Consider the following 25,213-nt stretch of genomic DNA (forward strand, 5'->3'; position numbering starts at 1 on the left):
GCTCTCTTTCTTGGTGACTTCTTTCTGAGCCAGCAGAAAGAAGTTACCCGCCCGCCGGGGCGGAATCCCGGCCACTCCGCAGGACTCAACAATCGAATGTCGGCTCTCAGAACAACAACCGAACGACCGCAATGGGCCGGACCCTGAGGTAGACAACCGACTGCTTCCGCACGTCTCGAAAGGCAGGAACGGAACGCGAGGCTTTCGATCGACCCCCTGCCAAGCCCAATCCAACGCCATTGGCGCGCCCCTCAACACCTTCTCGCGCGTGAACGACCGTCCTGGCTGCCGGTGACGCCACCAGGTCTGCGCATCACGCCTGCCGCGTATTTCAGACGTTGTCGGCACTTTCACGATCGCGGCCTGCAGCTGAATCCGCCGCCGTATTGCAGGCACTCGTGCCTGCGCGCAGAATCGCGCCAGCCATGAAACTCGAGATCCCCGGCCACCGTGCCCCTGCCGTCGGTCTGGAAGTGCCGCTGGAGATGCTGGCGGCCTGCCACCAGCGCATTGAAGGCCAATGCGCCACGCTGCAGCGTCTGGTGCCGCACCTGCTGGTGCAGGGTGCGGATGCGGATGCGCAGGCGGCGGCAAGCGCCGTGATGCGCTATTTCGACACCGCGGCCCGGCATCACCATGCCGACGAGGAAGTTGATCTGTTCCCGGCCTTGATCGAATCGATGGCCGGCTCCGATGCGGTCTGCCTGCGCGAGATGACAGCGGCGCTGACGCGGGAGCATCGTGAGCTCGAATCGCACTGGCACGCGCTGCGCCAGGTGCTCGACGAGCTTGCGGCGGGCCGTGCGGCTGTCCTGGATCCGGCCTCGGTGTCTGCCTTCACCGGCCTGTATGCACGGCACATGGCCCGCGAGGAAGAGGAACTGCTGCCCATGGCGGCGCGTCTGCTGTCGGATGCCGAACTCGATCGCATCGGCCTCGCGATGCGCGCGCGGCGGGGCCTGGGGCCTGGCTCGTGAAGCTCAACATCCTGTCCGACCTGCACCTCGGCTTCGCCGGGATGGCGCGGCCGGTGAACGATGCCGATGTGGTGGTGCTGGCGGGCGACATCGCGCGGCCGGCTGAAGCCGTGGCGTGGGCGCTGGGCCTGGACAAGCCCGTGCTCTACGTGCTGGGCAACCACGAGTTCTATGGCGGCAGCGTGGAGGGCACCGCCGCCGAGATGAAGCGCCTGTGCGCCGGCACGCGGGTGCAGGTCCTGGACGACAGCGAGGTCCACATCGGCCCGGTGCGCTTTGTCGGCAGCACGCTGTGGACCGACTTCGGCCTCTTCGACGCGCCTGAGCGTCGCGCGGCGGCCGTGGCCGAGGCGCAGCGTCTGCTGCGGGACTTCAGCCGCATCCGCCGGCACGAGGCGTCCGACGCCTTGTTCACGCCGGCCGATTCAGTGCAGCTGTTCGAGCGCCATGCGCGCTGGCTGGCGGAGCGGCTGGCCACGCAGCACGACGGGCCCACCGTGGTGATCACCCACCATGCGCCGTCGCCGCGCAGCATTCACCCGCGCTTCGCCGATTCGCTGCTGAACGCCTGCTTCGTCTCCGACGCGGAGCGCCTGCTGGGTGCGCACCGGGCCGCGCTGTGGATTCATGGGCACACCCATGACAGCTTCGACTACCGCGTCAACGGCACCCGCGTCGTCTGCAATCCGCGGGGCTACAGCCGGGCGGGTGTCATCGAGAACGCGCGTTTCGATCCGGATCTCATCGTCGAGGTGGTTTAGCCGCCAGGCCCCTATCAGGCCCGGAGCACTTCCATCACGCCCTGCTCGGTGGCCTGTGCGTAGACCGATGGCACGCGCGTCGCCAGGTGCAGCAGGATGCGCGGCGCCTGGGTCTTGACGGCCCGCCGCAACAGGATGCCGGCCGCCACCAGCAGCCCGCCGATCCACGGGTGGCCGACGAGCGCCGCGGCGATGCCCGGGCCGATCAGGGCCAGCGCCAGCTGCGTGGCGTGCGTGCGATGGGCCACGAAAGGCGCGGCCAGCGTGGGGTTGACGATGACCCGAAAGCGTCCGTGCGGCAGCCCGTTGCGGAATTCTTCGAACGGGATGTACTCGACAGTGTCCTGCGCGTCGTGCGCGTCCTGCGGCTGGCTCATGCCGCATTCTGTCGCCAAGCGCAGGACGCCGCGGATGGGGCCGGCGCGCAGCAGCGTCGTTGATGAATCCGTGGCGCAAGAAGGGGGCGAGCCAGCCGGCGAGCATCGCGTCCTGCCGAGGTTGACAATGCCCTCGTGACCGAGCCCGGTGGCGCGGCCGTTGCGAAGGAGCAAGATCATGACCCAATGGCGCAAGAAGACAGTGGACGAGGTGTACACGCCGGAAGAGATCGACGCCCGCCTCAAGGACGAGTTGCCCCAGTGGTACTTCGAGGACGGCTGGATCCGCCGCAAGTACAAGACCAGCGGCTGGAAAGCGACGCTGATGGTCGTCAACACCGTGGGGCACCTGGCCGAGGCCGCCTGGCATCACCCTGATCTGACGGTGTCTTATGCGTTCGTGACGGTGAAGCTGATGAACCATGCCGCCAAGGGCATCACCCACAAGGACTTCGAGCTGGCCCGGCAGATCGAAGCGGTGGTGATGTGGCGGCCGCAGGCCGTCGAGGGCTCGGCGCTGGAAGGCACGCCCGACGATCCACGCTTCAAGTACCTCAAGTACGACTGAACCGCCTGCGAGCGAACGCCGCCGCGGCAGCCCGCCCCGAGGCTGCCGCGTGACACAGACTGTGCCTCCAGCGGTACATCGGCGCGGCGGGCTGCCGTGCTCGCGGGCGGCGACGCATGCTTTTCAGGGGGAACGATGTTTGCTATCCATGGCTGTCTCCTGCCGCAGGGTCTCCATGACATCGACCACATGGCCTTCCACTTCACTGCCGACTCGCTGGATGCGCGCTGACCCCGACAGCGTGGTCGCCGTGCATGCGCCGGGCCGATTGCACCTCGGCTTCCTGGACCCGGCGGGTTCGCTGGGCCGGCGCTTCGGCAGCGTGGGCCTGGTCATCGAGGGCTTCGCCACCCAGGTTGAACTGTCGGCTGCGCGGCAGGACGCGGTGCTGCCCGCCAATCCCGCCGCCAGCGAAGAGGTCGAGCGCGCCAGCGGCTACCTGCACGCGCTGCGCCAGCACAGTGGCTGCCACGAGCCGCTGCAGCTGCGGCTGCAGCATGTGCTGCAGCCCCATGCCGGCTTTGGCTCCGGCACGCAGCTGGCGCTGGCCGTCGGGCGCGCGTTTGCGCTGTGGCATGGGCTGGACGTGAGCACCGCCACGCTGGCGCGCTGGCTGGGCCGCGGCCTGCGCTCGGGCATCGGCATTGCCGGCTTCGACCAGGGCGGGCTGCTGGTCGACGGTGGCCCGGGCGCGGACGGCAGCCCGGCGCCCTTGCTGGCGCGGCTGGAAATGCCGCAGAGCTGGCGCATCGTCGTCGTGCAGGACAAGCGGCATCGCGGCCTGTCGGGCGGCGATGAACGGCGGGCCCTGGCCACGCTGGCGCCCTTGTCGCAGGCGGCCGCGGCCGATGTCTGCCACCAGGTGCTGATGCGCGTGCTGCCCGGTGCGGCCGCCGCCGATTTCGGCCTGTTCGCCGCCGGGGTCACCCGCATGCAGCAGGTGCTGGGCGATCATTTCGCGCCGGCGCAGGGCGGCTGCGCCTATGCCAGCCCCGCCGTCGCGCGGCTGGTGCAGTGGCTGGGACAAGCCGCGGTCGCCGACGACCGGGCCTCGTCGCAGGCCGACAGGGCCGTGGCGCCGGGCGCCGCGATCGGCCAGAGTTCCTGGGGTCCGACGGGTTTTGCGATCCTGCCGTCCCAGGCCCAGGCGGAGGCCAGGATCGACGCGGCACAGGAGGCCGGCCTGATCGATCCCGCGCTGGTCGTGCGCATCGTCGGCGCGCGCAACCGGGGTGCTACGCTGGTGTGATGACTTCCGCATTGACACGAAAGACCTTCATGGAACGCCCCTACATCCTTCACATGTTCACGCCCGGGCGGCAGATGAGCCCGTTCGACGTCAACATGGCGGCCGACGCGGGCTACCAGATCCTCGTGCCCTACTGCGATATCGGCATCGACGCGATCGGCGGCCTGACCCAGGACGCGATCTTCTCGCGCGGCCCCAAGGGCGTGGCGCGCACCGGCATCTTCATCGGCGGCCGCAATGCCATGCTGGCGGCGGACATGCTGCAGCGCGCCGAATCGGCGATGGTCGCGCCCTTCATCGTCTCGCTGATGGCCGACCCGAGCGGCGCCTACACCACCGCGGCTGCGATGGTGGCCTGCGTCGAGGCCGCCTTGCAGCGCCAGCACCACCAGGGCTTGGCCGGACTGCGGGTGCTGGTGCTGGGCGGTACCGGCCCGGTCGGGCGCGTGGCGGGCGTGCTGGCCGCGCAGTGCGGTGCCCAGGTCTTCCTGTCCAGCCGCGAAGGCCAGGCAGCCGCCGAGGCCGCGGCACGCGAAACCGGCACGCGCTTCCAGGTCGAGATGCACGGCGTTTCGGGCGGCGGCCGCGACGCCGTGCGGGCCTCGCTGGCCGATGCCGACGTGGTGCTGGCCTGCGCCGCCGCCGGCGTGCAGGTGGTCTCCGCCGACGACCTGGTATTCGCCAAGCGCCTGAAGGTGGCGGCCGACGTGAATGCGGTGCCGCCGGAAGGCGTGGCCGGCGTCGGCGTGATGGACGACGGCGTGCCGCTGACCGGCACCGGCGCTGTCGGCATCGGCGCGCTCGCGGTGGGCAACGTGAAATACCAGACCCAGCACCGCCTGCTGCTGCAGATGCGCGGTGCGGACAAAGCCGTGGTGCTGAGCTTCCCGCAGGCCTTTGCCACCGCCCGCGCGTTCCTTGCCGGAGAGGCCGAGCCCAGCCCGTCGCCTCAGGGCTGAATGGCCTGAGCGGCGCCATGCCCGTGCTCGCCGTCGCGGCGCTGTCCGCCAGGATGATGGCCGAGGCCGCGGCGACGGATGGCTTCAGCGTCATCGCGCTCGACCTGTTCGGCGACCAGGACACGCGGCGCGCGGCCGCGCAGTGGCTGCCCATCGGCGACCCGGCCGCGCTGCGCATCGACGCGCCGCGCGTGCTGAGCGCGCTGCACGCGCTGGCGGCGCGTGGCGACGTGATGGGCTGGGTGCCGGGCGGCGGCTTCGAGGGCCTGCCCGAGCTGCTGGCGCAGGGTGCTGCCGTGCTGCCGCTGCTGGGCACGGCGCCGCCCGCGGTGCGGCGCGTGCGCGAGCCGGATGCGTTCTTCGGCTTCCTCGCTGCGCAGCGCATCGCGCATCCCGAGACGCAGGCCTTGCCGCCGACCGACAGCCGCGGCTGGCTGCTGAAGAGCGCGCTGGGCTCCGGCGGCTGGCACATCCGGCATGCGCCGCAACACGGCGGCACATCCGTCCCGGCGCATCACTACTTCCAGCGTGAGCTGGCGGGCACGCCGATGTCGGCCACCTTCCTGGCCAATGGGCGGGACGCTGTCGTGCTCGGTTTCAACGAACTGCTGGTGCGGCGCATCGGCTCGCGGCCCTACGTGTACGGCGGGGCCATCGGCCCGGTGCCGCTGCCGCCGGCCACGGCGGCGGCCGTCACGGCGACGGTGCGCGCGCTGGCGGCGGAGTTTGCGCTGTGCGGCCTCGGCAGCCTGGACTTCCTGCGTGATCCGCCGGATGGCGAGCGCTTCACCGTGCTCGAAGTCAACCCGCGGCCGCCGGCCACACTGTGGGCCCATGCGCGCGGGCTGGCGCAGGGCGCGATGGGCGCGCATGTGCAGGCCTGCCTGCAGGGCGTGCTGCCGGCGCAGCGGCCGCTGCCGGAGCCCGAGACCCTGTCGGCTCCGGATGCCGTGAGCGGCCTGGACATCGTGTACGCACGGCGTCCGCTGGTGCTCGGTGTGGCCGCGGTGGCGCGCCTGGCTGCGCGGCCGGACCTGCACGATCTGCCGTGGTCCGCCACGGCCTTCGAGGCCGGCGACCCGGTATGCAGCGTCAGTGCCCGCGGGGCACACTGCGCGCAAGTGAAAGCGCGCCTGCAAGCGGCCCGCGACGACGTGTTGAATGAATTGGAGACGACCGGATGACCGAGACAACTTCCCCCCCGCGCGGCGGCGCGCTCAGCGTGAACGCGCTGGCGCAGCCGCTGGTCCAGCGCCTGCTCGCGCAGGCCGATGCGCTGGATGTGCGCGTGGCGCGGGACGCCAGCGGCGTGTGCATCGTCGATGCCGGCATCGTGCCGCGCGGCAGCGTGGCGGCGGGCCTGCTGGTCGGCGAGATCTGCATGGGCGGGCTCGGGCGCGTGAGCCTGCGGGCCGACACCACGCAGGCCTGGCCGACCTGGGTCGACGTGGCCAGCGCGCAGCCGGTGCTGGCCTGCCTGGGCAGCCAGTACGCCGGCTGGAGCCTGGCGGCCAGCAAGGAGGAAACCGGCGGCAAGAAGTTCTTCTCGCTCGGCTCGGGGCCGGCGCGCGCGCTGGCGGGCAAGGAAACGCTGTTCACCGAACTCGGCGTGCGCGACCGCGCCGAGGCCGGTGTGCTGGTGCTGGAAGTGGACCGCGTGCCTCCGAAGATCATCATCGACAAGCTGCTGCACGACTGCGGCCTGGCGCCGGCGGGCCTGACGCTGGTCCTCACTCCCACCACCAGCCTGGCCGGCACCACGCAGGTGGTGGCGCGTGTGCTGGAAGTGGCGCTGCACAAGGCGCATGAACTGGGTTTCGCGCTGGCCGACATCGTCGACGGCGCGGCCACCGCGCCCTTGCCGGCGCCCAGCCCCGATGGCGTGGTGGCGATGGGGCGCACCAACGACGCCATCCTCTACGGCGGCCGGGTGCAGCTGACGGTGACCGGCAGCGACGACGCCGCGCGTGACTTGGCGCGACGGCTGCCATCGCGCAATTCACGCGACTACGGCCGCTCGTTCGCCGACATCTTCAAGGAAGCTGCTTACGACTTCTACAAGATCGACGGCGCCTTGTTCGCGCCGGCCGAAGTCTGGGTCAGCAACCTCGACAGTGGCAACACCTGGCGCGGCGGCGCCACCGACATGGCGCTGCTGCAATCGCTGTGGCTGCAGGAGGCCTGATGTCCGGCCTGCGCGTGGCCATCATGACCGACGAGAAGGGCTGGCACACGCGCCAGCTGCAGGCCGCGCTGCGCGCCCGCGGCGCGGTGGGCCACTGCGTCGACCTGGCCGATTGCCACATCGACACCACCGTCTCCTGGCACGGCATCGTCATCCCGGGCTTCGGCCGTGAGCTGCCGGACGCTGCGCTGGTGCGCGGCATCGCCGGCGGCAGCTTCGAGCAGGTGACCAAGCGGCTGGGCATCCTGCATGCGCTGCGGGAACTGGGCGTGCCGGTCTACAACGACGCCCGCGCCATCGAGCGCAGCGTCGACAAGTCCATGACCAGCCTGCTGCTGCATGCCGCCGGCATCCCGACGCCGCCGACCTGGGCCACCGAGTCGGCGGTGCAGGCGCAGCGCATCGCCATCCGTGAAGGCGCGGCCGGGCACGCGCTGGTGCTCAAGCCGCTGTTCGGCTCACAAGGCAAGGGTCTGCAACTGGTCGGCAACGTGGCCGGCGTGCACCACCCGCTGCCGGCGTTGGACGCGGGCTACGGCGCGCTGGCCTATCTCCAGCGCTTCGTGCCGCCGACCAGCGAGCCGGGTTTCGACTGGCGGGTGCTGGTGATCGGCGGCCGCGCCGTCACTGCGATGCGGCGCGTCAGCACGCACTGGATCCACAACGTCGCCCAGGGCGCCCGCTGCGAAGCGGCCGAGCTGACGCCGGCGCTGGCCGAGCTGGCCGAACGCGCCGCACGTGCGCTGGACATGGACTATGCCGGCATCGACCTCGTGCCCTCGGCCACTGGCGCCGCGACGCAGGTGATCGAAGTCAACGGCGTCGCGGCCTGGCAGGGCCTGCAGCGCGTGACCGGCTTCAACATCGCGCGCGCCATCGTCGACGACCTGATCGACCGCAAGCTCGCCCGCTTGCGCTCGGCGTCGGAACAGGGCGCCGGGTATTGCGCATGAGCGCGCCGGGCCGCTCCCAAGCGCTCATCCCGCAGCACGCAGTGCGAAGGGGAGTCCAGTGAACGCGGCGACCTGGCCGATCGAAGCGCTGCGGGCCGCGTTCCTGCACGCCTGCACCCTGGACGTGGCCGTGCGCAAGCCCGGCAACGTCAGCCTGCAGTCGCCGGGGCATGGCATGCAGGCTGCACTGTTCATCCACAGCGCGCAGGCCGCCGCGGGGCCTTTGCTGGCCCCCGGCGCGCGGGTCGGTGCACGCATCGAGGCGGCCCAGGCCGCTTCCTGGCAGGTGGCCGGCTGCAATACCAACCTGGGCATCCTGCTGCTGTGCGCGCCGCTGGCGGTGGCCGCCGAGCGCTTCCCGCAGCCCCCGACCTGGCCCGACCTGCGCCAGGCCGTCGAATCGGTGCTGATCGATCTGGATCTGGCGGACGCCCACGCCGCCTACCGTGCCATCGCCGCCGCCAACCCCGGTGGCCTGGGCGAGGCCGCGGTGCAGGACGTGCACGACAGCCCCAGCGTCGGCCTGCGCGACGCGATGATCCTGGCGGCTGATCGCGACAGCATCGCCCGCCAGTACCGCGACGGTTTTGCCGACCTGCTGGCCGTGGCGAAGACCGTGGCGGACAGCGGCGGGCTGCCAGGCCTGCCGGCCGAGCTTCAGGCCGAGCCCGAGCGCCGGACCGTGCAAACGGTGCAGCGGCTGTACCTGACGATCCTGGCCCGCTGGCCCGATTCACACATTGTTCGAAAGCACGGCGATGCGATGGCACACACTGTCATGAGGTCGGCGCAGGCCTGGCGCGTGCGTGCCAGCGCCGGCGAGGCGCTGGATGCCGACCCCAGCTTCGCAGCCTGGGACGCGCGGCTCAAGTCCGAGGGCCTCAATCCCGGCACCACGGCGGATTTGACCGTGGCGGCGCTGATGCTGGCGGGGCTGATGGCCCCGGCAGCGCAACCCGTCCGCGACCCGGGATCCGGTTGACGCCGGCGTGGCACGGATCGTGATATCCGTGAACCGAGCTGGTCTCTCGGCCAGCCACGTCACGACCCAAAACTGTATTCAGGAGATCAAGCAACCATGGCAAAAATCAATCGCATGATGGTCGGCGAGTCGCTCGTCGGTGAAGGCAACGAGGTCGCCCATATCGACTTGATCATCGGGCCGCGTGGCAGCCCCGCCGAAGCCGCGTTTGCCAACGCGCTCACCAACAACAAGGACGGCTTCACCTCGCTGCTCGCGGTGGTGGCGCCCAACCTGCTGACCAAGCCGGCGACCGTGATGTTCAACAAGGTCACGATCAAGGGCGCCAAGCAGGCGGTGCAGATGTTCGGCCCGGCCCAGCGCGGCGTGGCCATGGCGGTTGCCGATTCGGTCGAAGACGGAACCATCCCGGTCGACGAAGCCGACAACCTCTTCATCTGCGTCGGTGTCTTCATCCACTGGCTGGCCGAAGACGACAAGAAGATCCAGGACTACAACTACCAGGCGGTGCGCGAATCGATCCAGCGCGCCGTTGCCGGCTCGCCCACGGCGGCCGAAGTGGTGGCCAAGAAGGGCACGGCCGCTCACCCGTTTGCGGCTCACCTGTAAGGAACCAGGCCGGCTTCGCCTGAAGCCGGCCCGGAGTGGGGTGCTACTGTTCCGCGCCGATCCGGGTGGCAGCCGCCGCCCGGCGGCGCGGTTTTTGGCTGCGTTTTCAGCCGGGTCCTCAGCGCTCGCGGGGCACCATGCCGCTGGCCAGCAGGTACAAGGTGGCGTTGGATGTCGGGCCGGGGCTGGCCGGTGCCTCGCGCTCGATCTGCACGCCCACCGCCTCGACATCGTCGAACTTCCTGGGCTTGGTGACCTTGACTCGCACCCAGCGCGCGCCGAATTCGGCGATCAGGATGTCCGCCACGGTTTCCGCGAAGGCCTCCAGCAATTGCAGCCGGTGTTCCACCAGCAGCCGGTGCAGCCGCTCACGGACCGCGGCGTAGTCGATGGTGTCGCCGATGCGGTCGGTGTCGCAGGCGCGCGAGCGCGTCAGACCCGCTTGCAGATCGATACACACGGGCTGCGGGCGATGCAACTCCGACTCGTGGATGCCGATAACCGTCTGGCCGACAAACCCTTCGATGAAGATGACATCCAGCGCGTGGGGGGCCGACGGCTCGGCAGCCTGCGGCAGGGAAGAACCGGGAACATGGCGGATGAGTTGGCTCAAAGAAGGGTCTCCAGTGGGGTTGTTCACGCCCGGCGCCTGCGTCAGCGTGGCGGCTGTGCGGCCCTGCAGTGCAATATGTGGGCCACTGCGCGAAAGTAAATGATCTTGGTGAATGCGTTGATTCCGGCGGGTCCCCACAACCCGTGTTTAACCGGGTGCATGCCGGGACCCCGAGTTTCAGAATGGCGGCCTCGATGGGGCTGGCATGGGCTGGCCTTGCGGAGGACCCCATGGCCCTGACATTGTTCGATTCCAGCCGCAGCGTCGACCGGCACGCCGAGCGTGTGCTCGAGGTCGTGCGCAGCGGCCTGCATGAGCACGGCAACGATGTGCTGATGCGCTCGTGGGGCCGCTGTCTCAACGAGTACCGGCTCGATCCCTCCAAGCCGCGCGGCCCGGCCGTCGTCTCGCAGGCTTCGCTCGAAGAACGCTGCGCGCGCCGCGCCGACGTGATCGACTGCGCCCGCTATGAGATGACCACGCTCTACCAGCAGCTGGCGGACCTGGAAACCGCGGTGGTGCTGACCGACACCGACGGCGTCATCGTGCACCTGGTGTCGTCGCCCGAGTTCGCCGCCGAAGCGGCGCCGCTGGGCCTGCGATGCGGCGGCATCTGGAGCGAAACCGAGGCCGGCACCAACGGCATGGGCACCTGCCTGGCCGCCGGCGCCCCGGTGTCGATCCGCCGTGAAGACCACTTCTTCAGCCTGTTCACCCAGCTCACCTGTTCGGCGGTGCCGGTGTTCGACCCGTCCGGCGAAATCGCCGCGGTGCTGGATGTCACCAGCCGTTCCAGCCTGATGCAGCAGCATGTGCTGGTGCTGCTGGGCATGACCGCGCGCATGATCGAGAACCGGCTCATCGACCTGCGCTTCCGCGACGCCCATCCGTTGCATTTCCACAGTCGCCCGGAGTTCGTCTACACGCTGCACGAAGGCAAGCTGGCGGTGTCGGACGACGGGCGCGTGCTCGCCGCCAACCGCAGCGCGCTGTTCCAGCTGGGCCTGCAGTCGATGGACGATATCCGTTCGCGCCGGGTCGACGACCTGTTCCAGAGTTCGCTCGAAGACATGCTGGTGCGCAGCACCTCGTCGTCCTTCCATCCGGTGGTGACCTACCGCGCCGGCGCGGCGCTGCGTTTCTTCGCGGTGGCCCGCCGGCCCGCATCGGACCTGATGGTGGCCGATCGCGGCGCCGCGGCCGCCGTCGCTGTCGCCAACCCGGCACTCGCGCCGGCGCGCGCGCGGCTGCCCGTGGCGCGGCCTGTCACGCCCGGCTGCACCTTCAAGGATCCGCAGTTCGTTTCGCACCTGGAAACCGCGCGACGCGTCATCGCCCGCCAGACGCCGGTGCTGCTGTGCGGCGAAACCGGCTCCGGCAAGGAAGTCTTTGCCCGCGCCGTGCATGAAGCCAGCCCGCACGCCGGCGGCGCCTTTGTCGCCGTCAACTGCGCCAGCCTGCCCGAGACGCTGATCGAGTCCGAACTCTTCGGCTACCGTGCCGGCGCTTTCACCGGTGCGCAGCGCACCGGGCGCCGGGGCAAGATCCTGCAGGCCGATGGCGGCACCTTGTTCCTGGACGAAATCGCCGACATGCCGCTGGACTTGCAGGCCCGCCTGCTGCGCGTGCTCGATGAACGCCAAGTCACGCCGCTGGGCACCGAAGAAACCTTGCCGGTCGACTTCCAGCTCATCAGCGCCAGCCACCAGCACCTGCCGACGCTGGTGCAGGAAGGCAAGTTCCGCGAGGACTTGTATTACCGGCTCGCCGGCATCGAGCTGCAACTGCCGGCGCTGCGCGAGCGCAGCGATCGGCACGACATCATCATGGCCGTGCTAACGGCCGAAGCCGGTGGCAAGGCTGCGCTCAGCGCCGAAGCCGAACGCCTGCTGATGGAGCACCGCTGGCCCGGCAACATCCGCCAGCTGCGCCATGTGCTGCGCAGCGCGGCGGCCCTGGCCGATGGCAAGACCATCACCCGCGAGCACCTGCCTTCGCTGACCACCGGGCAGACGCCGCCGCTGCTGGGTGCCGACGCTGTGCTCGCGCGGCTACCGGCAGCCGCTGCAGCGGAGGGGCCCGCCGTCGAGAAGCCAACCCTGCCCAAACTCAACCCGATCCAGTCCAACGAGCGACAGGTGCTGATGCAGATGCTCGAGCAGCACCGATGGAACGTCAGCAACGTCGCCAAGGCCCTTGATGTCAGCCGCAACACCCTCTACCGCAAGCTCCACCGGCTGCACATCGACATCTCGCATCCCGAGTGATGCGCCGGAATCGGCCGACGACCGCGACGGGTCGGCGCTCGATTCACCGCCGTCACCCCCCCGGTCGCGCTTTGCCTGGTGTGTCACCGGCTCCGGGCATTTTCTCGAAGAGGCGATGGCGCTGGCCGCGCGGCTGCCGGACGTGGACCTGTTCCTGTCCGGCGCCGCAGAAGAAGTGCTGCCGCTGTACAAGCTGCGCATCGACGCGCTGAAGAAGCAGTTCCGCGTGCACCGCGACACCACCGCCAGCGGCGTGCCGGTGGGCCGCCTGTACGACGACGTCTACCACACCGTGGTCGTCGCGCCGGCCACCAGCAACACGGTGGCCAAGTGCGCTTTCGGCATCAGCGATTCGCTGCCCACCAACATGTTTGCCCAGGCCGGCAAGCTGGGCATCCCCGGCATCGTCTTTGCGTGTGACACCGAACCGGTGGTGGTCACCAAATCGCCGCACGACTGGGTGACGCTGCGGCCGCGCCGCATCGAACTGGCCAATGTCGAGCGGCTGCGCGAGATCGATTTCTGCCAGGTCGTCTGCTCGCCCACCGAACTGGAGGCCGCGCTTACGGCGCGCCTGAACGAGTTGTCACTGGCATGGAACACATCGTCTTCCTGACCGGGCGGCTGGCCCAGCCGAACCTGGAGCGTGTGCTCGCCGGCATCGACGCGGCGCCGTTCACCTGGGAAGTGCGAGAAATCGGCCTGCAGGTGGCGGCACTGATGACGGCCGACATGATCCGCCGCCGCGTGGCGCTGCCGGTGCAGGCGCAGCGCATCATCGTGCCGGGCCGCTGCCGCGGCGACCTGGACGCGCTGACGCAGCACTTCGGCATGCCGGTGCAGCGCGGCCCGGAGGAGCTGAAGGACTTGCCGCGCTTCTTTGACCGCGCGGCGCGGCCGATCGACCTGGACACCTACAAAGTGGCGATCTTTGCCGAGATCGTCGATGCCCCGCGGCTGACGGTGGAGGCCATCGTCGAGCGGGCCCGGCGCTACGCCGCCGATGGCGCGAATGTCATCGACCTGGGCGGCCTGCCCGAGACCCGCTTCGACCACCTGGCCGACAGCGTGCAGGCGCTGAAGGGCGAAGGCTTCACCGTCAGCGTCGACTCGATGGATCCGGCGGAACTGTTGCGCGGCGGCCGGGCCGGGGCGGACTACCTGCTGAGCCTGAACCTGGACACGCTGTGGGTCGCCGACGAAGTGGATTCGACGCCGATCCTGATCCCGCGCGAACCCGCCGACGAGGCCTCGCTGCATGAGGCCATCGAGATCATGCAGCGGCGCGGCGGCGCCTTCCTGGCCGATCCCATCCTCGACCCGATCCCCTTTGGCCTGACCGCGTCGATTGTGCGTTATCACCGCCTGCGCGAACGCTTCCCCGATGTGCCGATCATGATGGGCGTGGGCAACGTCACCGAGCTGACCGAGGCCGACACCAGCGGCATCAACGCGGTGCTGTTCGGCATGGCGGCGGAGCTGAAGGTGTCGGCGGTGCTGACCACCCAGGTCAGCCAGCATGCCCGCCGCGCGGTGCGCGAAGCCGATTGGGCGCGCCGCATCATGCATGCCGCGGCGCGGCTGAACAGCCTGCCCAAGGGCATCAGCGATGCCTTGATGACGGTGCATGCCAAGCATCCCTTTCCCGATACGCCGGCGGAGATCGAGGCCACCGCGGCACAGGTGCGCGACGGCAATTTCCGCGTCCAGGTCTCGCCGCAGGGCCTGCATGTCTACAACCGCGACGGCTTGCGGCTGGCCCAGGACCCTTTCACGCTGTGGCCCCAGCTTCGGCTGGACGACGACGCCGCGCATGCCTTCTACATGGGCGTGGAACTTGCTCGTGCAGAGATTGCCTGGCGCCTGGGCAAGCGCTATGTGCAGGACCAGCCGCTGGACTGGGGCTGCGCCGCCGAACGGCAGGCCGAAGACCTGAGCCGGTGGTGCGCCCCGGGAACCACGATGACCAAGACGCCCGGCACGAACCCGGCCTGACGATGAACGATGTGATCTTCGAGACCGTCATCACCACGCAGTCGGCCGATGGCCGGCCGCATGTGGCGCCGATGGGCGTGCGCTACCAGGACGGCGGCGTGGTGCTGATGCCGTTCAAGCCCTCGGCGACGCTGGACAACATCCTGGCCACCGGCGCCGCGGTGCTGAATGTGCTGAGCGATACGCGCGTGTTCGCCGGCTGCGTCACCGGCCGCAAGACCTGGCCGCTGCTGCCGGCGGAAAAGATCACCGGCGTCAGGCTGGCCTGCGCGCTCAGCCACCTGGAGCTGCGCCTGGCCGAGCAAAGCGACGACGCGCAGCGACCGGTGCTGCACATGGCGCGGGTGCACGCGGTGAGCCACGCGCCCTTCATCGGCTTCAACCGGGCGCAGGCCGCTGTTGTCGAGGGCGCCATCCTGGTCAGCCGCCTGCGCATGCTGCCGCCGGATAAGGTGATCAGTGAAATGGCCTACCTGCAGATCGCCATCGACAAGACCGCAGGCCCGGAAGAGCACGAAGCCTGGGGCTGGATCACCGAGGCCGTGGCGCAGCACGGTACTTCATTGAAAGAGAAATCGTGATGCGTCTGTTGGTCAGTGTGCGCAGCGTCGACGAAGCCCTGATCGCCGCCCGCGGCGGGGCCGATTTCATCGACCTGAAGGAGCCGCGCGCCGGCGCCCTGGGCGGCTTGCCGGTGGCCACCATCCGCGCCATCGTCGCCGCGCTGCGCGAGCAGGGCATCACGCTGCCGGTGAGCGCGACCATCGGCGATCTGCCGATGGACAGCCCGAGGGAGTTGCTGACGCAGGTGCACGCCGTCGGCGCCTGCGCGGTGGACTACGTGAAGGTCGGCATCGAGCCCGTGCCGCAGGCCAGCGCCGTGCTGGACGCGCTGGCCGTGTGCGGCTGGCCCATCGTGCCGGTGTTCCTGGCCGACCGTGGCATCGACTTCGCGCAACTCGACCATGCCTGCCGCCTGGGCTTCCCGGGCATCATGGCCGACACCGCCGACAAACACGCCGGCAGCCTGTTCGACGCGGTGCCGCCGGCAGCCTTGCGCCGCTTCGTGGCCTGCGTGCGTGAGGCCGGTGTGATGGTCGGCCTGGCCGGCGCCCTGCGCGCCGCCGATGCACCGGCGCTGCTGTCGCTGGAGGCTGATTTCGCAGGCTTCCGCACGGCGGTGTGCCAAGGCGACAGAGGCTCGGAACTCGATCCTCTGCGCCTGCGCAGCCTGGCCGCTGCGCTGCGGCCGAGCATTTTGGCTGCTACTGACTAACCGAGCTGCCGCACATCCCCGAGCAGCAGTGCTCGCATGCGCTCGAGCTCGGTCTTGTGCAGGAATTCGATCGGAAACGGCGCGTGCTCCGATAGCGCGCCAAAGCGCCGGTCGACGACGCCGGCCTCGCACAGCTGCGGCAAGGTCTGCTGCGGATCGATGGCGCAGGACTTCACGATCACCAGCCGCTCGGCATTCAGCCGGCGGGCCAGGTCCAGCGCGATGCTGTCGGAGGTGACCTCCCAGTTCGTCTGCGCGTCGGGCTGGTCGCGCTGCAGCTCGAAGGGCTGCCACAGCGCCGGCTGGCCCTTCTGCAGCACGCGGCGGATGTCGGTCTTGCTGGTGGTCAGCCGCAGCGTCGGATTCAGCGCGTGCAGCTGGTAGGCCACCTGCGCCATCGCCAGCAAGGCCATGTTGTGGGCCGCCAGGTCGTTGAACTGCCAGTGCGCCTGGACGCGCCGCACCTCGTCGGCAAAGCTGCCGCCGCCGCAGACCACCGTGACACGGCCGCCGCCGAGCTGGGCCAGCAGGTCCAGCCACTCCACCAGCACCGGGTCCGCGCACAGGCTGCCGCCGAGCTTGACGATCCACATCAGCGTTGCGCTCCATCCAGCAGCGTCGCCACGGCGACGCAAGGTGCGCACACCTGGGCCCAGGCCGCGACCGTGTCCGCGCCACCGGTGGCGCTGTCGGCAATGCGGGCGAGGTCCGCACCGTAGGCCCGCCGCTGCCACGGGCCTGGCGCGCGGCCGGCCCCGGGCGCGGCTTCGGCAGCCAGGGCGTGGGCCAGCACATCGGCCACCAGGAAATCACCGCAGCCCGCGCTGACGATCACCGCCTCGCCGGTCGCCCGGTGCCGGTCCGTCATGTGCGCCATCACGCGGCGCAGCTGGCCGCCGAGTTCGGCCACCTGCTGGCTGCGCCAGGCGCGGGCGAAGGTCAGCCAGTCGTCCGGTGTGCCGTCGCGCTCGTCCAGCCCGATCATGCGGGCCAGCCTGCGGCGCGTCGCCGGCAGATCCTTGGCCATGCCGTCGGCACTGGGGTAGAGGTCGTGCACCGGGTCGAGTTCGCCGGTCAGCCGGTAGACGTCGGCCACCGTGGCAAAGAACTCGTTCATCACGTTGAGCTGTTGCTGCCGCCAGTCGATGCGGCGGGCCAGTGCGCACAGCGGTGTGCGCACGACGCCGTGGTAGACCAGTTCGCCGGTGGCCAGGCGCTGCGCATCCGAGCGGCTGGTGGAGGCGACGCGGCCACCGCTGAAGGCCACCAGGTCGGTGGTCGTGCTGCCGATGTCGATCAGCACGCCGTGCTCGAAGCGCGCCGCGGCATGTTGCGCGGTGGCCAGCCAATTGGCCGAGGCCATCTGCTGCCAATGCAGCGCCACCTCGCCCAGGCCACACCAGCCAGCATCGCCGGCGTAGAACTGCAGCGCGCCGGGTTGCGGCCGCAGCGTTTGCGCCAGCTGCTGCGCGATGCGCCTGACGCCGTCCTCGCGGTCGGTGAACAGGTCGGCCATCTCGCCGGTCATGGTCACCGCGTGCTTGGCCGCCTCCAGCTGCGGCCAGCGCTGGCGAGCCTGCTGCAGCGCGCTGTCCAGCTGGTCCAGGCCTTGCCAGAGCGGGCAGGCCCATTGGGCCACGTCCAACACCTGGCCGTCCCGCATCAGGCAGGCCTTGAGGTGAGCGCCGCCGACATCCCAGCCGACGAGCGTGCGCTCACGCGTTGGCATCGGCGGCGTGCCTCGTGAACGACCCCAGGCCGGCCGAGGCCGGCTGTCCCCCGGAGCCCCATTTCCTGGAGGGGTGTGCACGCGCGTGCAGCTGCAGGATCTCGGCCGCCAGGTTGCGGCCCAGCGCCGCCGACAAGCCCGCATAGGCACAGGTCAGGCGCGGGTTGACTTCGATCACCACCGGCCCGTGCTGCGCATGCCAGACCAGGTCGATGCCGACGAAGCCGCGCAGCCCGGGGAGGGCGGCCACCACCTGCGCGGCCAGCGCGCGCAGCACCACGGTCCGGGCGTCGCTGGGCGGATAGATGTTCACCGACACCCCCGCATAGGCCAGCGTGCCCTGCGCGTCGATCGTGATGTGCTGGCGATTCACCGACAACAGCTCGCTGCCCTCGTCGCTGCACAGCAGCGAGACGCTGAGCGCTTCGCCGGGCAGCCAGGGCTCCAGCGTGATCGCGGCGCCGCGGCGGGAGCGCCGTGCCCAGTCCTCGCGCGCTGCGGCGAAGCTGGCATGCACGCGGGTCGCCAGGCTGCCGGCACCGTCGTCCGGCTTGACGACCCACTGCGTGATGCCGGCGGACTGCGCAAAGGCCAGCGGCGTGGCCAGGCCTCGCTCGGCCAGGCGCCGCAGCGTGGCCTGCTTGCTCGACGTCAATCGGATGGCCGGGCCATCGCAGCCCAGCCAGCGCGCGGGTGCCACAACCGCCTGGAACTGTTCGAGCAGGCCATCGGTTTCCGGCGCGATCACCCAGGTCACATCGTGCCGCGCGGCCTGGCGCGCGACGAAATCGATCGGCGCTTCCGCCGTCCCAGGCGTCACCGTCGTGGCCGGCCACGGAGCTGGGGGCAGCTGCGCGCCGGCGGCGGTGCTGACAGTGCATTCGCCGGTGCGCAGCAGGTCGGCCACCACCGCGTCGCGCATGGCCAGGCCCTGGGCCTGCAAATCCGCATCGGCGGACGCGCCGGCATCGAGCAGCCCGCCGCCGCTGAGATACTCGTAGACGAACACGCGTTTCACTTTCGATCCCCCGACTTCACCATGATCCTGATTCCCGTTGTTGACCTGCTGCAGGGCCAAGTGGTCCGCGCGGTGGCTGGCAATCGCTCGGCGTACCGGCCCATCGTCTCCGGCCTGTGCCAGGGCAGTGATCTGCTGACGGTGGCGCAGACGCTGTGCGAGCACTGCGCGAGTTCGCAGTTGTACCTGGCTGACCTCGACGCGCTGCAGGGCGGCCCGGTCCAGCTGGCGCAGCTGCGCACATTGCTGGAGGCCCTGCCGGATCTGCAGCTGTGGCTGGATGCCGGCTTTGCCGACGCGGCCGCCGCCGAGTCGCTGCGCGGCCAACTGGGGCCGCTGGCCGACCGGGTGGTGTTTGTGTTCGGCAGCGAATCCCTGCACTCGCGCGCGGCGCTGGCCGAGTGCTTCGACCCCTTGCAGCCGGGTTCGGCGGGCCGTGTGCTGTCGCTGGACCGGCGCGGCGGCCAGCGCCTGGATGCCGCCGGCTGCTGGGATGCGGTGGACCTGTGGCCCCGGCGCGTCATCGTCATGACGCTGGAACGCGTGGGCTCGGACGCCGGCCCGGACCTGGACACGCTGCGCGAACTGCGCGCGAAAGCGCCCGGGGCGATGCTGATCGGCGCGGGCGGCATCCGCCACGAGGCCGACCTGGCCGCTGCGCAGCAGGCTGGCGCCGATGCCTGGCTGGTGGCCAGCGCCTTGCACGATGGGCGCCTGCCGCGCCGGATTCGCTGAGCCCCGCCAGCCTCGCGAGAGGTCGCTGCGATGGTGAAAGGCAAGTGCATGGCGACTGCGCATCACGATTCGTGCCATCGCGCAGATCATGCGAATCAAGCGCCCGGCTGGGCGTTCGGACCCGGGTTCGGCGGTCCGACGCCGCCAGAAACGCGACATAGTGTTGCAGTTTTGGCCGCGGTCGCGGCGCAGCGCCCAGCACGCCCTGGTAGGGCGGTGGGCGGGTTGGGCCGGCGGTGACCGCAGTGGCACATCGCTTGCGTGATGACGCGAACATGAGCACTGTCGTCCCCCCTGTCAGCCCCGCCACAACGGGCTGGACCTGTCCGTTCTGCCCCTTGCTGTGTGACGACATGCGCCTGCACGCGGCCGCGCCGGGTGGCGCGCTGGCCTTGGTGGGCGGCGAGTGCCCGCGCGCGCAGGCCGCGCTGGCGAACTTCAATGCTGCACCGGCGCAGGCCGGGCCGCAGCTCAACGGCGCGGCCTGCAGCCTGGACACCGCGATCGACGCCGCCGCGCGCCTGCTCGCGGCCAGCCGGCAACCCCTGTTCGGCGGCCTGGGCACCGACGTGGCCGGTGCACGGGCGCTGTACCGCCTGGCCTGCGACACCGGCGCCATCTGCGATGCCGCGCAAGGCGCCTCCTGGATGCAGGGCCTGCGCACGCTGCAGGATCACGGCGGCTACAGCACCACGCTGGCCGAGGTGCGCACGCGCGCCGACCTCATCGTCTTCATCGGCGGTCTGCACAGCGCGCTGGCCCCGCGTTTGTTGCTGCGCTGCGGCGTCGGGGAAGACGTCGTGCCCGCGCGCCATGTCGTCGTGCTGGGCGGCAGCGCGGCCGACATGGCGGCGCTCGAGGGCATCGCCGGCGTGACGGCCGAGGCCGTGCCGCTGCACGACGACCTGTTCGAGACTGTCGCACTGCTGGGCGCGCTGGTCGCGGGGCGGCCGCTGCGCGACGCGCCGGCCGGCCTGGTGGCGCTGGCGGCACGCCTGCATGCAGCGCGTTATGCCGTGATGGTCGGCGCGACGAGTGCGCTGCCGGCCCAGGGCGCGCTGATCATCGAGGGCCTGCATCGCACGGTGGCCGAGCTCAATCGCCGCTCGCGCGCGGCCGTGCTGTGGATCGGCGGCGGTGACGGCGCGGGCACGGTCAACCAGGTGTTCACCTGGCTGTCCGGCCTGCCGCTGCGTTCACGCGCCGGGCCGGCGGGGCTGGAGCATGACCCGCTGCGCTTCGATGCCCTGCGCCTGCTGGCCGACGGTGCGGTGGACAGCCTGCTGTGGATCTCGGGCTTCGATGCCGGCCAGGCCCTGCCGCTCACATCGCTACCGCGCATAGTGCTCGGCCATCCGACCCTTCAATTGCCGCCGCGCAAGCCCGGCGCAGACACGGTGTTCATCCCCATCTCCACACCCGGCATCGGCTCCGCCGGCCACCTGTTCCGCACCGACGGCAGCGTGCTGCTGCCGCTGTTCCCGATCTACCAGGACGCTTTGCCCGGTGCGCCCGAGGTGCTGGGCCGCCTGAATCAGGCGCTGAAGGTCTTGCGGGCGGGGGTGCCGGCATGACCACGTTCCGCCTGCGCGGCGGCCGCGTGATCGATCCCGCCAACGGCGTGGACGACGAGCCAAGGGACATCGTCGTGCGCGACGGCCGCATCGTCGCGCTGGCCGCGCACGAGCCGGTGGACGAGCACATCGACGTGCAGGGCTGCGTGGTGATGGCTGGCGGCATCGACATGCACACGCACATCGGCGGCGGCAAGGTCAACCTGGCGCGGCTGCTGCTGCCGGAAGACCACCGGGCCAACGGCAATCCGATCGCGCTGCCCGACAACCCGCTGGAGCTGCCGTCCTGCGGCGGCTGCACGCCGGGCACGCTGGCGACAGGCTACCGCTATGTCGAGATGGGCTACACGGCGGCCTTCGAGCCGGCGATGATGGCCTGCAACGCGCGCCACACCCACATGGAGATGGGCGACACGCCGATCCTCGACCACGGCGCCTACGTGATGCTCGGCAACGACGAGCTGTTCCTGCAGATGCTGGCCGAGGGCTGGGACTTCGAGCGCATCCGCGACTACACCGCCTGGACGCTGCACGCCAGCAAGGCGATGGGCGTCAAGGTGGTGAACCCCGGCGGCATCTCGGCCTTCAAGTTCAACCAGCGCAAGCTCGATGTCGACGAGGCGCACTGCCACTGGCAGGTCACGCCGCGGCAGGTGGTGCAGACCCTGGCGCGCGCGCTGCGCGAACTCGGCGTGCCGCATCCGCTGCACATCCACGGCAGCAACCTGGGCGTGGCCGGCAACATCGCGTCGACGCTGGAGACCATCAAGGCGCTCGACGGCCTGCCCGGCCACCTGACGCATGTGCAGTTCCATGCCTATGGCACCGATGGCGCGAAGAAGTTCTCGTCCGCCGCGCTGCAATTGGCGCAGGCGGTGAATGCGCACCCGAACATCAGCATCGATGTCGGCCAGATCATGTTCGGCCAGACCGTCACCGCCTCGGGCGACACGATGCGCCAGCATGCGCAGTCCGGCTTCGCCAACCCGCGCAAGTGGATCGGTGCCGACATCGAAAACGAGGCCGGCTGCGGCGTGCTGCCCTTCCGCTACCGCGAGCAGAGTTACGTGAACGCGCTGCAGTGGGCCATCGGGCTGGAGATCTTCCTGCTGGTCGACGACCCCTGGCGGGTGGTGCTGACCACCGACCATCCCAATGGCGGGCCGTTCACCAGCTACCCGCACCTGATCAAGCTGCTGATGGACCGCAGCTTCCGCGAGGAGCAACTCGCCAAACTACATCCCGACGTGGCGGCGCATTGCGCGCTGCGCTCGATCACGCGCGAGCTGACGCTGTCGGAGATCGCGATCATGACGCGCGCCGGCCCGGCCCGGCTGCTGGGCCTGGCCGACCGCGGGCACCTGGGCGCCGGCGCGGCCGCTGACATGGCGGTGTATCGCGAACAGGCCGACCGCGAGCGCATGTTCACGACGCCCGAGTTCGTGTTCAAGGACGGCACGCTGGTCGCGCGCGCCGGCCGCATCACGGCCGTGCCGGTGGGCGGCACGCATTTCGTCGAGCCCGAGTTCGACCGCGGCATCGAGAAGACCTTGCGCGGCCACCTGGCGCGGCATGGTTCGGTGAACTTCGACCACATCGCCATCGGACACGATGAACTGTGCTCGTGCTGCAACGGCGGGCGGCTGCTGCCGACGGCGTGCTTCGAGGCCAGCGCATGAGTGACGCGCTGGTTCGCAATGGTGTGGCCATCGACGACGGTTTCGCCGAAGCCTTTCCGATGAAGGCCACGCGCGTCATCGTCACCGCACATAACCTCGAATGGGCGCGGCATGCCGCGGTGGCGGCCACCGGCTTCGCCACCTCGGTGATCGCCTGCGGTTGTGAAGCGGGCATCGAACGGGAACTCGGTCCACATGAAACCCCCGACGGCCGGCCCGGCCAGAGCCTGCTGTTCTTTTCGATGTCCGGCAAGGAACTGGCCAAGCAGCTGGAGCGCCGCATCGGCCAATGCGTGCTGACCTGCCCGACCACGGCTGCCTTCGCCGGCATCGCTGAAGGCGAGGCGGTGGCGCTGGGCAAGAACCTGCGCTTCTTCGGCGACGGCTGGCAGATCTCCAAGATGATCAACGGCATGCGCTACTGGCGCATCCCGGTGATGGACGGCGAGTTCGTGGTGCAGGAAACCACGGCCGTGGTCAAGGCGGTCGGTGGCGGCAACCTGCTGCTGCTGGCCCGCGACACCGATACCGCGCTGGCGGTGGCCGGCGCCGCGGTGGCGGCGATGCGCCGGCTGCCCAACATCATCATGCCCTTCCCGGGCGGCGTGGTGCGTTCCGGCTCCAAGGTCGGCAGCAAGTACGCGGCACTCAGTGCGTCGACCAACGACGCCTTCTGCCCCAGTTTGCAAGGCCTGGTCGAGCGCAGCGAACTGACGTCCGAGACACGCTGCGTGCTGGAGATCGTGATCGACGGCCTGACCGAAGCCGATGTTGCCGACGCGATGCGCGTGGGCATGGCGGCCGGCATCGACATCGGCGCGGCGGGCGGCTTGCTGCGCATCTCCGCCGGCAACTACGGCGGCAAGCTGGGGCCCTATCACTTCCACCTGCGCAAGCTGCTCGATGGGGGTGCAGCATGAGCGGCTGGCGGCTGCAGCTGAAACAAGCGCCGGCGCTGCGTGTTGACCTGCGCGGCATCACGCCGGTGGCGCTGGCCGAACTCTCCGCCGCCCAGATCGAGCGCCTGCCCGTCGCCTACGGCAACGGCAGGCTGCCGCTGGCGGAGTTCTTCACCATCGAGGCCGGCTCGCACGAGGGCCTGCTGTTCGAAGGCGAGCTGTCGCGCTTCGACCGCATCGGCTGGCAGATGACCGGCGGGCAGTTGCGCGTCGACGGTTCGGTCGGCGACTACGCCGGCGGCTGCATGACGGCCGGCACGCTGCACATCAGCGGCCACGCCGGCCTGCTGGCCGCCTGCGAGATGGCCGGCGGCACGCTGCGCATCGACGGCGATGTGGGCGACTTCGCGGCCAGCACCTTGCCTGGCAGCATCGACGGCATGCGCGGCGGCAGCCTCATCGTCAGGGGCAACGCCGGCCATCGCCTGGCCGACCGCATGCGTCGCGGCACCGTGCTGGTGTTCGGTGATGTCGGCGACTTCCTGGCCTCGCGCATGGTGGCGGGCACGGTGGCCGTGGGCGGCACCGCAGGTGCCCATGTGGGTTACGCGATGCGCCGCGGCAGCGTGGTGCTGTCGGCCGGCGCCGGGGCGGCGGACCTGGCCCCCACTTTTGTGCCGGCCGGGGCGGAAGCCGCGGTGTTCTGGCAATTGCTGGCCCGCGACCTGTCCCGCCACGGCGGGCCCTTCGAAGCCCTGCCGCAGCGCAGCATCCAGCGCCACCTCGGCGACCGCGGCACCGGCGGCAAAGGCGAGTTGATCTTCGTCGGCTGATCGTCGACTATTTCTTGTTCCAGGAGTTGTTTGAATGAATCCCAGCTACGTGTTTCACGCCGGAGAGGCGACGGTCTTCGCCAAGGAAGGCCAGTTCACCGACGCGATGCCCGAGATCCTGATTGGCCGCACCGATGGTCCGGTAGGCCAGGCCTTTGCCAACATGATGGCGCAGAGCAAGGGCCATACCGCGATGTTCGCGATCCGCGCCTGCAACCAGCTGGTGCGCCCGGCGACCATCATGGTTCCGAAGGTGACGCTGAAAGACGTCGCCAACATCGACCTCTTCGGCGGCGTGGTGCAGAGCGCCACCGCCGATGCGGTGGTCGACTGCCTGATCGAGGGCATCATCCCGCGTGAGCTGGCCAACGAGCTGTGCATCATCAGCCTGGTGTGGATCGACCCCCGCTGCGCCAAGGACGACAATCTCGACAAGAAGGACATGTACCGCACGAACTACGAGGCCACCAAACTGGCCATCCAGCGTGCGCTGAACAACGAGCCCTCGGTCGATGAACTGATCGCCAAGCGCCAGACGATCAAGCACGACATGGACGACTGGAGCTGACGAGGCTGACTGTGGACCGCCGCGACGACTGCTACGCACTGCTGGACGACCGCGCCGCGACGCGCGAACGGCCGGCGAGCCGGCTTTACACCGGCTTCGTGCGCGAGCACCGCTGTACCGATCCGCTGGCGCTGGATGGCGTCTGGGCCCAGGTCGACGCCGATCAGGCCGCCGGCCTGCACGCGCTGCTGCTGGCCGACTACGAATGGGGCGCCAAGCTGCTGAAGGCCGGCCATGCGCCGTTGCCACCGCAGGCCCGGCCGGCGCTGCGGGTGCTGATGTTTCGCACGCTGGACCGGCTCAGCGAAAGCGAGGTGGCGGCCTGGCTGCAGCAGCGCGAGCAGCAGGAATCCGCGCTGCAGCAACGCGAAGCGCAAGACACCGTGCCCGCCGGCACCTGCGGCGTG

The 25,213-nt window shown here is 70.1% G+C and carries 26 protein-coding genes and 1 pseudogene; 22 read left to right on the forward strand and 5 right to left on the reverse strand.

From position 1 onward, the window contains the following. Positions 1-425: 425 nt before the first annotated feature. Positions 426-977 carry a hemerythrin domain-containing protein gene (locus VLK61_RS29520; RefSeq protein ID WP_325426848.1) on the forward strand — a complete coding sequence of 184 codons (552 nt, stop codon included), beginning with the start codon at positions 426-428 and terminating at the stop codon, positions 975-977. Continuing rightward, positions 974-1,738: a metallophosphoesterase gene (locus VLK61_RS29525; RefSeq protein WP_325426850.1), complete on the forward strand. Its 765-nt coding sequence runs from the start codon at positions 974-976 to the stop codon at positions 1,736-1,738. Before VLK61_RS29520 ends, VLK61_RS29525 begins: the two co-directional genes overlap by 4 nt. Positions 1,739-1,752: 14 nt before the next feature. Here the strand turns inward: VLK61_RS29525 and VLK61_RS29530 are convergent, their stop codons facing one another. Continuing rightward, positions 1,753-2,115: a hypothetical protein gene (locus VLK61_RS29530; protein WP_325426852.1), complete on the reverse strand. Its 363-nt coding sequence runs from the start codon at positions 2,113-2,115 to the stop codon at positions 1,753-1,755. A gap of 178 nt (positions 2,116-2,293) precedes the next feature. On the opposite strand from VLK61_RS29530, the gene VLK61_RS29535 reads away from it, so the two are divergent. The 8 genes from VLK61_RS29535 (at position 2,294) to fae (VLK61_RS29570) (ending at position 9,620) form a co-directional block, all read left to right on the forward strand. Further along, entirely contained in the window at positions 2,294-2,683 is a 390-nt protein-coding gene (locus VLK61_RS29535) for a 4a-hydroxytetrahydrobiopterin dehydratase (RefSeq protein WP_325426854.1), read from the forward strand. 220 nt (positions 2,684-2,903) lie between these two features. After that, positions 2,904-3,932, forward strand: coding sequence for a beta-ribofuranosylaminobenzene 5'-phosphate synthase family protein (locus VLK61_RS29540; protein ID WP_325426856.1), 1,029 nt, complete (start codon positions 2,904-2,906; stop codon positions 3,930-3,932). A 29-nt stretch (positions 3,933-3,961) separates the two neighbouring features. Next, on the forward strand, positions 3,962-4,891 hold the full coding sequence (locus VLK61_RS29545; protein WP_325426859.1) for an NAD(P)-dependent methylenetetrahydromethanopterin dehydrogenase: 930 nt from the start codon (positions 3,962-3,964) through the stop codon (positions 4,889-4,891). 17 nt (positions 4,892-4,908) lie between these two features. Beyond that, positions 4,909-6,075 (forward strand): ATP-grasp domain-containing protein, encoded by a 1,167-nt coding sequence (locus VLK61_RS29550; RefSeq protein WP_325426861.1) that lies wholly within the window; start codon positions 4,909-4,911, stop codon positions 6,073-6,075. Continuing rightward, positions 6,072-7,076, forward strand: coding sequence for a methenyltetrahydromethanopterin cyclohydrolase (gene mch, locus VLK61_RS29555; protein WP_325426863.1), 1,005 nt, complete (start codon positions 6,072-6,074; stop codon positions 7,074-7,076). Before VLK61_RS29550 ends, mch begins: the two co-directional genes overlap by 4 nt. Next, a complete protein-coding gene (locus tag VLK61_RS29560) occupies positions 7,076-8,029 on the forward strand; it encodes an ATP-grasp domain-containing protein (RefSeq protein WP_325426865.1) in 954 nt (317 codons plus the stop codon). Before mch ends, VLK61_RS29560 begins: the two co-directional genes overlap by 1 nt. Positions 8,030-8,087: 58 nt before the next feature. After that, positions 8,088-9,011, forward strand: a complete 924-nt coding sequence (locus tag VLK61_RS29565; protein ID WP_325426867.1) for a triphosphoribosyl-dephospho-CoA synthase — start codon at positions 8,088-8,090, stop codon at positions 9,009-9,011. 96 nt (positions 9,012-9,107) lie between these two features. Further along, positions 9,108-9,620: a formaldehyde-activating enzyme gene (fae, locus tag VLK61_RS29570; RefSeq protein ID WP_325426869.1), complete on the forward strand. Its 513-nt coding sequence runs from the start codon at positions 9,108-9,110 to the stop codon at positions 9,618-9,620. Positions 9,621-9,738: 118 nt separating this feature from the next. Here the strand turns inward: fae (VLK61_RS29570) and VLK61_RS29575 are convergent, their stop codons facing one another. Continuing rightward, positions 9,739-10,161 carry a dihydroneopterin aldolase gene (locus VLK61_RS29575; protein ID WP_325426898.1) on the reverse strand — a complete coding sequence of 141 codons (423 nt, stop codon included), beginning with the start codon at positions 10,159-10,161 and terminating at the stop codon, positions 9,739-9,741. A 302-nt stretch (positions 10,162-10,463) separates the two neighbouring features. Here VLK61_RS29575 and VLK61_RS29580 point away from each other — a divergent pair, with 302 nt between their 5' ends. The 5 genes from VLK61_RS29580 to VLK61_RS29600 are packed head-to-tail and all read left to right on the forward strand — an operon-like array spanning position 10,464 to position 15,771. After that, positions 10,464-12,500: a sigma-54-dependent Fis family transcriptional regulator gene (locus VLK61_RS29580; RefSeq protein ID WP_325426871.1), complete on the forward strand. Its 2,037-nt coding sequence runs from the start codon at positions 10,464-10,466 to the stop codon at positions 12,498-12,500. Further along, positions 12,433-13,116, forward strand: coding sequence for a flavoprotein (locus tag VLK61_RS29585; protein ID WP_325426873.1), 684 nt, complete (start codon positions 12,433-12,435; stop codon positions 13,114-13,116). The genes VLK61_RS29580 and VLK61_RS29585 overlap by 68 nt, the downstream gene beginning before the upstream one ends. Beyond that, positions 13,095-14,495: a DUF6513 domain-containing protein gene (locus VLK61_RS29590; RefSeq protein ID WP_325426875.1), complete on the forward strand. Its 1,401-nt coding sequence runs from the start codon at positions 13,095-13,097 to the stop codon at positions 14,493-14,495. The genes VLK61_RS29585 and VLK61_RS29590 overlap by 22 nt, the downstream gene beginning before the upstream one ends. Before the next feature lie 2 nt (positions 14,496-14,497). Continuing rightward, entirely contained in the window at positions 14,498-15,076 is a 579-nt protein-coding gene (locus VLK61_RS29595) for a DUF447 domain-containing protein (protein ID WP_325426877.1), read from the forward strand. Next, entirely contained in the window at positions 15,076-15,771 is a 696-nt protein-coding gene (locus VLK61_RS29600; protein WP_325426879.1) for a (5-formylfuran-3-yl)methyl phosphate synthase, read from the forward strand. Before VLK61_RS29595 ends, VLK61_RS29600 begins: the two co-directional genes overlap by 1 nt. Here VLK61_RS29600 and VLK61_RS29605 read toward each other — a convergent pair. The 3 genes from VLK61_RS29605 to VLK61_RS29615 are packed head-to-tail and all read right to left on the reverse strand — an operon-like array spanning position 15,768 to position 18,518. Beyond that, entirely contained in the window at positions 15,768-16,364 is a 597-nt protein-coding gene (locus tag VLK61_RS29605) for an aspartate kinase (protein ID WP_325426881.1), read from the reverse strand. The genes VLK61_RS29600 and VLK61_RS29605 overlap by 4 nt on opposite strands. Continuing rightward, positions 16,364-17,500: a hydantoinase/oxoprolinase family protein gene (locus tag VLK61_RS29610; protein WP_325426883.1), complete on the reverse strand. Its 1,137-nt coding sequence runs from the start codon at positions 17,498-17,500 to the stop codon at positions 16,364-16,366. Before VLK61_RS29610 ends, VLK61_RS29605 begins: the two co-directional genes overlap by 1 nt. Continuing rightward, a complete protein-coding gene (locus VLK61_RS29615; RefSeq protein ID WP_325426885.1) occupies positions 17,487-18,518 on the reverse strand; it encodes an ATP-grasp domain-containing protein in 1,032 nt (343 codons plus the stop codon). The genes VLK61_RS29610 and VLK61_RS29615 overlap by 14 nt, the downstream gene beginning before the upstream one ends. A gap of 21 nt (positions 18,519-18,539) precedes the next feature. Here VLK61_RS29615 and VLK61_RS29620 point away from each other — a divergent pair, with 21 nt between their 5' ends. The 7 genes and pseudogenes from VLK61_RS29620 to VLK61_RS29650 form a co-directional block, all read left to right on the forward strand. Then, a complete protein-coding gene (locus VLK61_RS29620; RefSeq protein ID WP_325426887.1) occupies positions 18,540-19,253 on the forward strand; it encodes a HisA/HisF-related TIM barrel protein in 714 nt (237 codons plus the stop codon). A gap of 275 nt (positions 19,254-19,528) precedes the next feature. Further along, positions 19,529-20,827, forward strand: coding sequence for a formylmethanofuran dehydrogenase (locus VLK61_RS29625; protein WP_325426889.1), 1,299 nt, complete (start codon positions 19,529-19,531; stop codon positions 20,825-20,827). Continuing rightward, positions 20,824-22,506 (forward strand): formylmethanofuran dehydrogenase subunit A, encoded by a 1,683-nt coding sequence (locus VLK61_RS29630; RefSeq protein ID WP_325426890.1) that lies wholly within the window; start codon positions 20,824-20,826, stop codon positions 22,504-22,506. Before VLK61_RS29625 ends, VLK61_RS29630 begins: the two co-directional genes overlap by 4 nt. Beyond that, positions 22,503-23,426 carry a formylmethanofuran--tetrahydromethanopterin N-formyltransferase gene (fhcD, locus tag VLK61_RS29635; protein WP_325426892.1) on the forward strand — a complete coding sequence of 308 codons (924 nt, stop codon included), beginning with the start codon at positions 22,503-22,505 and terminating at the stop codon, positions 23,424-23,426. Before VLK61_RS29630 ends, fhcD begins: the two co-directional genes overlap by 4 nt. Next, positions 23,423-24,238, forward strand: coding sequence for a formylmethanofuran dehydrogenase subunit C (locus tag VLK61_RS29640; RefSeq protein WP_325426894.1), 816 nt, complete (start codon positions 23,423-23,425; stop codon positions 24,236-24,238). Before fhcD ends, VLK61_RS29640 begins: the two co-directional genes overlap by 4 nt. A gap of 34 nt (positions 24,239-24,272) precedes the next feature. After that, positions 24,273-24,806, forward strand: a complete 534-nt coding sequence (gene fae, locus VLK61_RS29645; protein WP_325426896.1) for a formaldehyde-activating enzyme — start codon at positions 24,273-24,275, stop codon at positions 24,804-24,806. An 11-nt stretch (positions 24,807-24,817) separates the two neighbouring features. Beyond that, positions 24,818-25,213: pseudogene (locus VLK61_RS29650) on the forward strand (hypothetical protein); the annotation flags it as partial.

This window comes from Aquabacterium sp. (assembly GCF_035476535.1).
Classification (GTDB): Bacteria; Pseudomonadota; Gammaproteobacteria; order Burkholderiales; family Burkholderiaceae_C; genus Pseudaquabacterium.